The following is a 12,338-nucleotide window of genomic DNA, read 5'->3' on the forward strand; positions in this document are numbered from 1 at the left end:
GCAGTATGTTAAAATGGCAGACGATTGAAATCAAAATAAGTGATGACCAAAGAAGGCGAAAAATCAGAGGCAAGCTCATGGCGGATAAAAACCTCGAGTGGTGAAACGGAATCGATTAACGTCGACGTGCAAGCCTACCATTTTCTAAAGCCATATGCTCAGAATGATGATCCGCCTTTGATGGCCAAAGAGCCGGAGCTTGTTTATGAACGCATTAAGCCAATGGTGCAATACCTTGGCTATAGTCAGCAGGAGCTGTCGGGTGTGCTGGAAGTTGATCCGAGCACACTGTTTAGGTGGGATAAAGGCGATAAAACGATAGGTAAAATGAGATCAAAGGCCATGTATGATATTGACCACATCATCGCCAAGGGGGTGAAAGTTTTTGGTTCCGAGAAGCAGTTGAAAGAATGGCTTCAAACCATCAACCAAGCCTTGGGCAATCAAAAACCTATTGAGTTGATCAAAAGCCCCTATGGGATAGAGCTGGTTGACAATGCCATGGAAGCGATGTTGTGGGGTAACGCTTTGTAGGTGAAATACTTTCGACTTATCAATAAAATATTTGCCTCAACTCCACTGGGCTATGGAAGAGCAGGTGGCAGATGGAACTTCCCCGGCACCCCCATTATATATGCCAGCAATGTCAGCGCCATCACGTTTATGGAACTGCTGGCCATCAAGGGGCCAGTAGTGGCGAACGGATCGTGGGTATTGATCACCATTCAGATAAATGCAGACGCTCCTCATCTGATGTCGGAGGACTTACCACCTGACTGGGGTCGTCGCCCTTACCCGACCTCTACTCAGGCTTTTGGCACCAATTGGGCGCAGCGTATGATGTCACCCTTTTTGAAGGTGCCCTCTTGCCGCATTCCATTGTCCAGCTACCCTTCGGAGCACAACCTGTTGATCAACCCATTGCACCCGGAAGCTATGAAATCAATGAAGATCATAGCTACAGAAGAGGTGTCATTCGAGTTGAATGAGTGGGGCTGACCAGAAAGTTCGGGCGGGTTTAGAGAAGTTTGATAGAAAAAAAGCACTGCCCTAAGGACAGTGCTTTTTGTTTCTGTACCAATGTGGTCACTACTCCATCAGGCTTATTTTGTACACGGTTGTTTCGTGGTATGTTTCCCCTGGTTTCAGCAGGGCGCTTGGAAAATCAGGCTTGTTGGGTGAGTCAGGGAAATGCTGCGTTTCCAGACAAAAGCCAGTATTCCTGCTGTAAGGTATCCCATCGTCACTTTTTACGTTGCCGTTCAGGAAGTTGCCTGTGTAAAACTGAACACCTGGCTGAGTGGTGGCCATGTCAAGTCTTCTGCCAGATATTGAATCAGTGGCAATCGCTCCAGGTCTTAATTTTCCCGGCTCTCCGTCAATTACGAAGTTGTGATCATAGCCATAAGGATCGCCACCCGTATCTGCTATTCTGGAGCCAATTTTCATAGGCGGGCCAAAGTCGAAAGGCGTCCCGGCCACGGGTGCCAGCTCACCAGTTGGAATAAGCCCGGCATCAACAGGCGTATATTTTTCTGCTTTGATCCTCATGGTATGATCAAGTATGGTGTTAGCAGGCGTTCCAGTTAGGTTGAAATAGCTGTGGTTAGTGAGGTTGAGCACCGTAGCCTTGTCCGTAGTGGCAGTGTAATCGATCTTTAGTTCATTGTTGGCAGTCAATGTGTAAACAACTTTCACATTCAAATTACCAGGATATCCTTCTTCTCCATCAACGCTCAAATAGCTCAGCTCCAGCGAAGGCTCATCTCCATCAACTGCATTGGCAGTCCAAACTTGCTTGTCAAAACCTTTGGTACCACCGTGAAGGTGGTTCTCTCCGTTATTTTTGACCAGCGTGTAGGTTTCGCCATCAATGGTGAACTGGCCTTTGGCTATTCTGTTCGCATAGCGGCCTGCTATTGCACCAAAAAACGGATGGCCGGCCAGGTATGTTTTCAAACTATCGAAGCCTAATACAATAGAAGAAACCTTTCCGTTTTTGTCGGGGAAATTCCACTTAGTAACGACTCCGCCATAGTTGGTGATTTTCACTTCGGAACCGGCATCGTTGGTTAGCGTGAATAGCTGAACCTTTTTTCCGTTTACTTCACCCCAATCGGCAGCAGATATACCGGCGGTGGTTGTAGTCTCCTCAGTTTTTTCTTTAGTAGGCATTGTGCAAGCGTTTAGGCCCAGGGCCAATAAGCAAAGTAGTATAGTAGGTTTCATATTGGTGAGGTAAAGCCAGAGCATCACTTTTGATACTCTGGCTGGTTTTGGTCTAGATGTACCTGTTGATCAGGTTCTCGATATATTCCTGACGACCACTGGTCATGGCTGGCTCTCCGTTTTCGGCAGCATAGTTGCGAAGATCTTCCAAAGAGAGCTTACCCTGCTCAAATTCTTTGCCTTTTCCGCTATCGAATGAGGCATAACGGTCTTTGCGAATCTTCTTGTATTCCGACTTCTGCAAAATATTGTCGGCAGCTACCAGTGCACGGGCAAAGATGTCGACGCCACCAATATGGGCATAGAACAAGTCCTCCATGTCAGTAGAGTTTCTTCTGATTTTCGCATCGAAGTTGATACCTCCACCACCAAAGCCACCGTTTTGCAAAATGATCATCATAGCTTCGGTAACCTCGGTGATATCGTTAGGGAACTGATCAGTATCCCAGCCGTTCTGGTAATCGCCTCTGTTGGCATCAATAGAGCCAAGTAAACCAGCGTCGGTGGCCACCTGAAGCTCGTGGGTGAAGGTGTGGCCCGCCAGTGTGGCGTGATTTACCTCGATATTCAGTTTGAAGTCGTTAAGCAAATCGTGCTGACGAAGGAATCCAATAACAGTTGCCGAATCGTAGTCGTACTGGTGCTTGGTTGGCTCGCATGGCTTGGGTTCAATAAAGAAGGTGCCTTTGAAGCCTTGCTTGCGGGCATAGTCTTTTGCTTTGTGAAGGAACATCGCCAGGTGATCCTGCTCTCTTTTCATATCAGTGTTCAGTAGCGACATGTAGCCTTCACGACCTCCCCAGAACACGTAATTTTCGCCTCCAAGATAGATTGTCGCATCCAAAGCGGCTTTTACCTGCGCTGCACCGTGTGACAGCACATGGAAATCCGGGTTGGTAGAAGCGCCATTCATATACCGGACATGAGAGAAAAGATTAGCTGTGCCCCAGAGTAATTTTACGCCGCTGGCCGCCTGTTTTTTCTTGGCATACTCAGCAAGGGCCTGAAGCCTTTTTTCATTTTCAACCACGTTGTTGCCATAGTCAACCACGTCAACGTCGTGGAAGCAATAGTACGGAAGGCCCAATTTTGTCATGAATTCGAAAGCAGCATCCATCTTGTCTTTTGCTCTTTCTACTGCATCGCCTTTCACGTCCCAGGGGAAAATATGCGTAGGTGCTCCGAAAGGATCGGCACCACTGCCAACAAAGGAGTGCCAGTAGGCTACTGCAAACCGCAAGTGCTCCTTCATAGTTTTGCCTGCTACTACTTTATTTTCGTCATACCAGCGATAGGCCATAGGGTTGTCGGAGCCCTGTCCTTCAAATTTAATTTGACCTATGCCTTTAAAAAATTCTTTTTCTCCAAGAGTTATTGCCATGTTTTAAGTGTTTTTAGGGGTTTAAAAAACAGGGCGTTAAGTTAGCAGAATAATGAGATGAAGGCGAAATATTTTCCATTTTATAACTTTTCCCAATTGTTATTCCGCTGGGAATGGTAGCGTCAATTGCGTCATGATGAAAAATTGTTTTTGGCATCTCCAACCTTTCGATTTCGATTTCCGTCTACTCTTCAGCTTTACCATCCACATCTACTGACCGAAACTTCTACCGGGTGAATTTTTTAAAGCGAGTAGCAATATTTTTAATTTTCAAATAAACATGAAGGTCAAATTTCTTAACTTTTTTGCAGCCACTGCCCTGCTGGGTATGTTTGCTGCCTGTTCTGGCGACGACGATGCACTTCCAGGTGAAAATGAAAACCCAGGAAGTCAAAAAGCATCAATAAAGCTTTCTTTTAACCCGCCTCCACTTTTCAACGCTTCCGAAAGGCAACCAGCATATGCTGTAATTGCCATGACGGACAACAATCAGGTAGAGGTGGTGAGCAATAAGAAAGTAACACTTTCCCTCAAGGCAGGGAGTTATTTCACTGAGGAATTTGAAATGCCTTCGGCCACGTACCGGCTTTCCAGCTTTGTAGTTTTCAATGCAGAGGATAAAGTGGTGCTGGCAACTCCGCACGAAGGATCGCTGAAGGGGGAGGAGCTACAAATGGCTTTGCCATTGGTGGTTGATGGAAAAGCGGGGGGTACAATTGTGACCAACACGGAAGTGGGTCAGGTGTTTGTAGTGGAGGATGCCGCTGATTTTGGTTACGCTGTCGAGGTGTTTGGCGGCAAGAGCGACGAAGTGACCCTTGTTTCTTTTAGTGCTTCTATCAATGTTGGCGGGTTTATTTATGACAATATCAAGCCGTCGGTATTAATTACTGCCACCGACGACGAAGGTAATTCATGGTCTGTTGGTAGAGATATTGACGGTGTGGAAAATATCAGTATTCCGACAAGATTCGACTATTATTACATTAGCTGGACACACTGGGGCGACATTTACGAGAGAGAGCTGACAAGAGAGGAGCTTTTCGAAAATCATGCAGTGAAACTGGAGGCACAAAAGGCCATTAAGAGGCTGAAGAGTGAGACTGAGTTTACGCTGCTGGCCGGGGGCTCAAAACTGGAAAGCCATGTGGATTACATTTACAATGAGGAAGGCAAGCTATCAAGGAGAGATTTTTACCACTTCAATGACGATACCAATGAGTGGGTTCTCCAGTTAATCACCTGGTACGAGTATAAGAACGGTAGGCTGGATAACGTAAAAAGGACGATGGACAATACGCTGCTTGATACGCAGCTATACCATTATAGAAGTGATGGTCGGGTTTCAAAAATTGTGCAAACAGGATTAAACGGAGGGCAGGAAGCTGTCTGGTTATATAACTCGCAGACAGATGCATTTACTGGCATACGGTACAGTTTTGACAATGGGAATTTTTTCACCTATCACTACGAATTTGATAAAGGAAACATTGTTTCGGAATACTCAGGTGTGGGTAGTACAGCGGGAACTAGCTCCAGCCAGAAGCACTACGACTCCTTTATCAATCCACACTATTTGCTGGGAATCACGGACTATTTTCTTCGTCAGTCAAGCAAGAACAACGTGAATGGCGAGACTCAAAGTTATGCCGGGAGCTTCCCAATATATGTACCTGGCCAGTACACCTACACTTATCACAACGGCTACCCTACGGAGAAAGAGGTGAAGTATGTTGGCTACCAGAATCCGACTGCTACTTATACCTCAAAAACTGTTTACGAATACGAAAACTAACAGGCCAAAAGACGAAAATGGGCTGCTATTTTATCACGATAGCAGCCCATTTCTATTAACCAAGATGGCTTTTCAGAATCCCAAGCCACTTTTCATAATGGGGCTCGTAGTCGATATTTTTTGAAGGTTCTACGACCCGAAGCCTTTTCATGTTCTTGAAGGCATCCTTCTGGTCGGCGTAAACGCCAGCACCCAGGCCGGCGCCTACTGCAGCACCAACACTTCCGTCACCCTCATAGAGCTCTACAGGCACGCCTGTTACGTTCACAAATGCTTCGGTAAAGACATCGCTCAGGAACATATTGGCATAGCTAGCCCTGATCACTTTAGGACTCATGCCATTGTCTCTCATAATGTCGAGGCCGTAGCGGAACGAGAAGGCAATGCCTTCCTGAGCCGCTCTGAACAATTCGTGCGGGCCATGAGTGTTGAGGTCAATGGTGTGGATGTGGGCACCTATTAGTTTGTTTTCAAGCATTCGTTCCACGCCGTTGCCAAAAGGCATCACATAGAGGCCTCTGCTTCCAGGCTTTGCTTTGGCTGCTTCTTCATTCATTTGCTCATAGGTGAGGTGCTGACCCGCCACAGATTTTATCCAGCGGTTCATAATGCCGGTGCCGTTGATGCAAAGCAGTACACCCAGTCGCTTTTTGTTGTTGGCATAGTTCACATGAGCAAATGTGTTTACCCTCGACTGGGGGTCGTAGCTCACCTGGTCAGTTACGCCATAAATGACACCGGAGGTGCCAGCAGTGGCGGCCACTTCGCCTGGCTCAAATACATTGAGTGACAGAGCATTGTTGGGCTGGTCTCCCGCCTTGTAGGTCACAGGAATGCCAGCTTTCAAACCTAACGGTTCGGCAACAGCATAACTCACTGTGCCGTGTTCTGAGAAGACTGGCTTGATGTCGGGCACCATGCTTTTTGAAAAACCGAAGTAGTTGAACACCGGATCAGAGAGCTGATCCTTTTGAAAGTCCCAGAAAATTCCTTCAGAAAGAGAAGAAACTGACGTGGTAATTTCGCCCGTAAACTTCATGGCAATAAAGTCGCCGGGTAGCATAAGCTTGTAGGTTTTGTCGTACAAGAATGGCTCGTTTTCTTTCACCCAGGCGAGTTTGGAAGCCGTGAAATTACCTGGAGAGTTAAGTAGCGAAGAAAGGGCCACACTTTTGCCTATTGCTTTGAAGGCTTTGTCGCCGATTTCTACCGCCCGGCTATCGCACCAGATAATCGAGTCACGCAGCACCTTTTGGTCTTTATCCACAATCACGAGGCCGTGCATTTGATAGGCAATGCCAATAGCCCCAATGTCTTTGGGGTTATATTTTTTGGTAGCATTGAGTTTGGTAATAGCCTGCTGCGTGTATTCCCACCACATGTTGGGGGATTGTTCCGCCCAACCTGGCTCTGGCGACAAAATCGTTGCCTCCGTTTCCGGATAATGTGTGGAAGCAACGCATTTTTGCGTTTGGGCGTCCACTACAGAAATTTTGACGGAAGAAGTTCCTATATCTATACCTAATAATAACATGGTGCAAATTTGATTAAATGTGTGCTAAAATAGCAAACCTATCCCAAATCCATTTCATTTTACGGATCGGGTGTTTGATTAAGTTTCGGTGATGTAAGCTACTAAATGGTCAATAGCAGACCGTAATTCTCGTCAGTGTCAGAGAAGAAAGACTCGGAAAGGTTTTCCTTTCCCTGCGCTTTATAGTCGGGCTGTTGTTTTTGATATGAGGAATTTAGCAGTGGAGATGAAACAAGGAAGTCCGCTGTTGCTCTGTTGCAGCCAACGGGAATATTCCAGGCCATGCCTATTCGCAGCAACGCCTTCACTTCAGGGTCGCTTGGCAACTGTGTCAAAGGATCCCAGAAAAAGATGAGAATATCTATTTCTCCTTCGGAAATTTTGGTGGCTATTTGTTGATTACCACCCATAGAGCCACTTTTCACCTTGGTTACAGGTAAGTTAAGCTCTTTTTCTACAAGGTTCCCGGTAGCCTCGGTGGCGAAAAGAGAATGACCAGCTAATACACTTTTGTTATATAGTGCCCACTCAATCAGGTCTTTCTTTTTATAGTCGTGCGCAACAAGCGCTATGTTCTTTTTGTCTATCGTATTCATTGTTGTGTCAACTTTCAAGTCAATCATATTCTGTCCAGACACCAAGTAGTGTGCCAATCTCTCAATGATTTATACAAATTTAACCCTTTTTCTTAATAAAAGATTCGTTTCATTGCAACGCAATCAGGCCATTAGAGGTTGTGTTTTCCGGAGAAATCGATTGCAAAGTTCTTAACAAACCGTTGCAGAGAAATTTCCTTTCTGAAAAAGATTTTTCGCTGAAATGGGAATATCGAAGGTGCGTCATCAAAAATCATTTTGTGGTGACCGTCAAAAGGTTTAACTATATCACTCAAGTGACAGCCTATTTGAATAAAGTGAGATGGCAAAAAAAGATGGTGGAGTGAAAACAGGGCTGACAAGGCAAATGGGCATTCTGGGCCTTGCAGCTACTGGCATTTGCTCGATGATGGGGGCTGGCATCAACGTAGTGCCTTTCATGATACAGCGAAATGTGCCTGGAATCGGGCCTTATGTGCTTCCGGCTTTTTTGGTGGCCGCTGTGCCCGCCATTCTTGCAGCCATGGCCTATGCCATACTCAGTTCGGCTATGCCAAGGGCGGGTGGTAGCTATGTTCATGTCAGCAGATCGCTGAACCCCTACCTGGGCTTTGTGGCAAGCTTTTCTCAATGGTTTGGATTGTCTGTTGCCATTGGCGTTGTGTCCTACGTGGTTGTTCCTTTCCTGAGGGATGTTGCTTTTGGTCTTGGATGGGCAGAAATAGGAGAAATTTTGGAGTTGGGGTTTGTTCGCCTTGCTATTTCATTCGCCTTCCTTTGGATTTTTGTTCTTGTTAATATTCAGGGCATTAAACTTTATGAGCGTACACTGATTCCGCTGATGTTTATGATGTTTGGCCTTGGTGCCATCGTGATTGTGGTAGGCTTTTCTCACGACCAGGCCGACTTTGTGTCTGCCATTCAGGTAAAAGAAGGCAGACAAATTGCTGTGGCTGCAAGCCACGTTTTTGATTGGAAGGTATTTGTGACGGCCTCGGCCTTGTTGTTTTCCAGCTTTATCGGGTTCGACTCAATAGCGCAGGCAGGAGGAGAGGCGAAGAATCCAGGCAAATCGCTGCCCATTGCGATTGCGATTGCCATTCTGACTGTGGGGGCATTTTACTTTTTATTTACATGGGCTGTCTATCATAGTGTGCCGTGGGATTTCATCGCAGCAGAATCCATGCAAAAGGACATTTCGGCACCTGGCCTGCTAAGCTATGTGCTGCCTCCGGTTTGGGGTGTGCTTATTTTGGCTGGTGCTGCCATTGCACTGATCAACGACTTGCCTGCCATGATCCTGTCGGTTTCCAGACTGATGTTTGCCTGGGCTGAGGACGGAATATTTCCTAAGAGTGTCGCACGGGTGCACCCCGTGCGGAAAACTCCTGCGACGGCCATTATCGTCAGTGGAGCTATGGCTTCGATTGGCATATTGGGCTGTCACCTGGCGAGCGATTTCTTTTTAGGGATAGATATCATGGTGACCTCCATGCTCGTTAATTTCCTTTTGATGGTGATCTCTGTTTATTCTTTGCAGAAAAGAAACCCAACGCTGGCAAAAGGTATTGTGGTGGTGAAGGAGCGATGGAAGCAGGTTTTTATTGCTGTGGCAGGCGCTGGTTTGCTGGGCAGCCTGCTTATTGTACATATCGTCAAAGACCTGGCAAGCAATCCCGGAGCATGGTATTTCCATTCTACCTTTATATGGATAGTGGTGATGATTGTCGCTACAATGATTTATTTTCGTGAAAAAAGAAAACTCACCAAACAGGGGATCAACCTGACTGAGAGGTTTTCGCAACTACCTCCTGAATAAGATTAGCTATGAGTAATAGAGTGGAATATTGTGAACTGGCACCTGACCTGAAGATATCGAGAGTGCTGACGGGGTTATGGCAGGTGGCTGACATGGAAAGAGACGGCAAAACACTGGATCTTGAAGCTGCTGCAAAGTCGATGAAAGCATACGGCGATGCCGGACTGGTCACCTTCGATATGGCGGATCACTACGGCTCAGCCGAAATAATTGCGGGGATCTACAAAAAGAAATACGCCGACTACCGGCCGGTGAACTTGCTGACAAAGTGGGTGCCCAGTCCTGGTCAGGTGACAAAAAAAGACGTGAGAGAGGCTGTGGCCACTGCGCTTGTGCGCATGAATATGGAGCAGCTTGACCTGATGCAGTTTCATGCCTGGAACTACGCTGACCCGATCTGGCTCGATTGTCTTTATTGGCTGGAAGAGCTGAGAGAAGAAGGGCTTTTGAAGCAAATTGGCCTAACCAACTTCGATGCAGCCCATTTGAATATGGTGCTGGAAAGTGGGATCAAAGTGGTATCGAACCAGGTGTCTTATTCTTTGCTTGATCAAAGAGCAAAAGGAGACATGGCTGTGGTGTGTGAAAAGCACGGAGTGAAAATTCTGGCATTTGGCACATTGGCTGGCGGCTTCCTGACCGAGAAATGGCTGGGTAAACCTGAGCCGAAGCAGGAGGCAAGTTTGACCTGGTCACAAATGAAATACAAGCGCTTTGTGGATGTGGCCGGAGGTTGGAAGAAACTGCAGGATTTGCTGCAGGTGCTTTCGAAGCTTTCTGAGAAATACCACGTGTCGATGGCCAATGTGGCCACCCGGTATATGCTGGAGCAACCTGCCGTGGGTGGAGTGATTGTGGGTGCCAGACTGGGAGAAAGTGAGCACGTAATGGACAACCTCAGGTTGTTTGACTTCCGGTTAGACGCTGACAGCAAGAAAGCTATTGAAAATGTGATCGCAGGGTTTAGCCCTATTCCAGGCGATTGTGGTGATGAGTACCGGAAGCCGCCGTTTTTAACAGCGTCAGGGGATCTTAGCCATCATGTTGAGGCGATCCCTGTGCCCTATCCAACAACTGAAGGCAGTGATGGAAGAATAAAAGCATTGAGCGGCACCGAATGGGAAGACCTTGCAGGGTTTAGCCGTGCTGTGAAAAAAGGAAATAGAATCTTGATTTCAGGCACGACCGCTACACATGGGGCCAAGGCTATAGGTGGAAATGCCCCTGCAGCGCAAGCCACCTTCGCATTGGATAAAATAGAAGGTGCTTTGCAGTCGCTGGGAGCAACGATGGAAGAGGTGGTGAGGACCAGAATCTTTGTTAGAAATATTGATGACTGGGAAGCTGTGGCCAGAGTTCACGGCAAACGCTTCAAAGACATTCAGCCAGCCAACACACTAGTACAGGCCAATTTGGTTGGAAGAGAATATTTGGTGGAGATAGAGGCTGAGGCGATGGTGGAGTAGGTGCTTCTGGACAGGAGTGTCGTGCCCACAGCGCTAGCTGGTGGCAAGACCGTTTAGGAGTGAGCGGTAGATTATTAAGCCATGTTTACAGTCATTGCTGAAGACACAACAGTCGTAAATTTGGAGTGCAGTGGTGCCCACAACTTGTTGGCGGCACCACCAAGTATGAAGCTAAACAGATCATATGGAACCAGATAGGCTCTTCCATATTTACAACAGAGGCAACAATTCCCAAACTATATTTTATCAGAAGGGAGATTACATCACTTTCCTGGGGAAAATACGAAAGCATTTGAACCCTCACTTCGATATTCTGGCCTATTGTCTGATGCCTAATCATTTTCACCTGATGGTTCACTCCAAAGAGGCCATGGATATTTCAAGGTATAAGCAGGATTTGAGAATGATGCTTAGTTCGTACACCAGGAAAATTAATTTTCGGACAGGGAGAACTGGTTCCCTTTTTCAGCAAAATAGCAAGGCCAAGCCCCTGGAAGTAGATGATTACGCTTTTACCTGCTTTCACTACATTCACCAGAATCCTTTGAGAGCTCAGCTTGTGACCAAAATGGAAGACTGGGAGTTTGGATCATACCGGGACTATGCTGGTTTCAGAAATGGGACATTGTGTAATAAGGAAATGGCGTATCAGCTACTCGATATTCCTAAAAGTAGAGAAGCTTTTATCGAGCAATCGAAAATGGTAATCGATCCCTCAAAAGCGAAAAGCTTCTTTTTGTGAGGATAGCGGCAACCTTTCTGATAGCCTTGGTGCTACACCATTAAGTCGAGCCACCAACAAGTTGTGGGCACGACGGCTGTCGGTCGGAGTTATGTGGTGGTCACAGCGATAGCTGGTGGAGACAAATCTAAATCAGTACACTAATCCACATCTTTCATTCTGAGTGTCTACAATCGTGTTGTATTCATCCAGGCTGATGAATTGAGGCTCGTATGTGCCATTAATGCCTTCTAGTTGCTGGACAAAGTTCCTCAGATGGTTTCTCGAGCCGCATTGTAAACTGGAGTACACCTGAAGGAGGTCAGCTTTTGTAGTGTGGCTAATATTGCCATCAAGATCATTAATGTCCAAATCTTCAATACCAGCCCCGACTCTTAAAGCCTCCAGTAATGAAACGGATGATTGCGAGGCCAGGCTGTCGTATAAGTTTTGAAGAGCTTGATTTTGAAACTCCCCTTGTTGCTTGCCTGCTGTTGGGTCGGTGAGATTGTGCTTCACGATCAAGGTGTAAACACTGCTCATGTGTGTCTGTTCGCTGTTGGAGATGTTGTTAAAAATGATGTGCCCGTACAAATCATAAGAAAGCAGGTACACATCCCTTGCTAGTTTCTCTTCCTCCCTCAGAAATAGTATGTCTGCTTTTTCTTGCTCAGTAAGAGGCGCAACGATAACTTCATCTGCGCCATCATTTGAGTTTTGGCACGATGCCATTGCGGCAAGTATCGCCACCAATATCATTAGCTTTTTCATAAGTATGTGATTTTGAGTTTCCTTTC

11 protein-coding genes are annotated in these 12,338 nt (G+C 46.5%); 6 read left to right on the plus strand and 5 right to left on the minus strand.

The features are described 5' to 3' along the window. The first annotated feature begins 42 nt into the window (after nucleotides 1-42). Nucleotides 43-534: an antitoxin Xre/MbcA/ParS toxin-binding domain-containing protein gene (locus GC130_RS17170; protein ID WP_151999574.1), complete on the plus strand. Its 492-nt coding sequence runs from the start codon at nucleotides 43-45 to the stop codon at nucleotides 532-534. Next, the gene (locus tag GC130_RS17175; protein ID WP_151999575.1) at nucleotides 535-999 is read left to right on the plus strand and encodes an RES family NAD+ phosphorylase; all 465 of its coding nucleotides are present in this window, start codon (nucleotides 535-537) and stop codon (nucleotides 997-999) included. Between the two features lie 90 nt (nucleotides 1,000-1,089). Here the strand turns inward: GC130_RS17175 and GC130_RS17180 are convergent, their stop codons facing one another. After that, complete coding sequence (locus GC130_RS17180; protein ID WP_226940530.1) at nucleotides 1,090-2,175, minus strand: aldose epimerase family protein; 1,086 nt, start codon at nucleotides 2,173-2,175, stop codon at nucleotides 1,090-1,092. A gap of 106 nt (nucleotides 2,176-2,281) precedes the next feature. Beyond that, nucleotides 2,282-3,610, minus strand: coding sequence for a xylose isomerase (xylA, locus tag GC130_RS17185; protein ID WP_151999577.1), 1,329 nt, complete (start codon nucleotides 3,608-3,610; stop codon nucleotides 2,282-2,284). A gap of 280 nt (nucleotides 3,611-3,890) precedes the next feature. Between xylA and GC130_RS17190 the strand changes: the two genes are divergently transcribed. Further along, a complete protein-coding gene (locus tag GC130_RS17190) occupies nucleotides 3,891-5,405 on the plus strand; it encodes a hypothetical protein (protein ID WP_151999578.1) in 1,515 nt (504 codons plus the stop codon). A gap of 55 nt (nucleotides 5,406-5,460) precedes the next feature. Here GC130_RS17190 and GC130_RS17195 read toward each other — a convergent pair whose 3' ends face one another. Together GC130_RS17195 and GC130_RS17200 are read right to left on the minus strand one after the other, a co-directional pair. Beyond that, nucleotides 5,461-6,939 carry a xylulokinase gene (locus GC130_RS17195; RefSeq protein WP_151999579.1) on the minus strand — a complete coding sequence of 493 codons (1,479 nt, stop codon included), beginning with the start codon at nucleotides 6,937-6,939 and terminating at the stop codon, nucleotides 5,461-5,463. 101 nt (nucleotides 6,940-7,040) lie between these two features. After that, the gene (locus GC130_RS17200) at nucleotides 7,041-7,592 is read right to left on the minus strand and encodes a methylglyoxal synthase (RefSeq protein WP_226940531.1); all 552 of its coding nucleotides are present in this window, start codon (nucleotides 7,590-7,592) and stop codon (nucleotides 7,041-7,043) included. Between the two features lie 265 nt (nucleotides 7,593-7,857). Between GC130_RS17200 and GC130_RS17205 the strand changes: the two genes are divergently transcribed. From GC130_RS17205 to GC130_RS17215, 3 genes are all read left to right on the plus strand, one after another. Further along, nucleotides 7,858-9,354, plus strand: coding sequence for an APC family permease (locus GC130_RS17205; protein ID WP_151999580.1), 1,497 nt, complete (start codon nucleotides 7,858-7,860; stop codon nucleotides 9,352-9,354). An 8-nt stretch (nucleotides 9,355-9,362) separates the two neighbouring features. Continuing rightward, on the plus strand, nucleotides 9,363-10,820 hold the full coding sequence (locus GC130_RS17210; protein WP_151999581.1) for an aldo/keto reductase: 1,458 nt from the start codon (nucleotides 9,363-9,365) through the stop codon (nucleotides 10,818-10,820). Between the two features lie 184 nt (nucleotides 10,821-11,004). Then, nucleotides 11,005-11,562 carry a transposase gene (locus tag GC130_RS17215; protein WP_151999582.1) on the plus strand — a complete coding sequence of 186 codons (558 nt, stop codon included), beginning with the start codon at nucleotides 11,005-11,007 and terminating at the stop codon, nucleotides 11,560-11,562. 132 nt (nucleotides 11,563-11,694) lie between these two features. Here the strand turns inward: GC130_RS17215 and GC130_RS17220 are convergent, their stop codons facing one another. Next, on the minus strand, nucleotides 11,695-12,312 hold the full coding sequence (locus GC130_RS17220; protein ID WP_193217893.1) for a DUF2202 domain-containing protein: 618 nt from the start codon (nucleotides 12,310-12,312) through the stop codon (nucleotides 11,695-11,697). Nucleotides 12,313-12,338: the final 26 nt, after the last annotated feature.

The sequence above is a fragment of the Imperialibacter sp. EC-SDR9 genome (genome assembly GCF_902498805.1).
Lineage (GTDB): Bacteria > Bacteroidota > Bacteroidia > Cytophagales > Cyclobacteriaceae > Imperialibacter.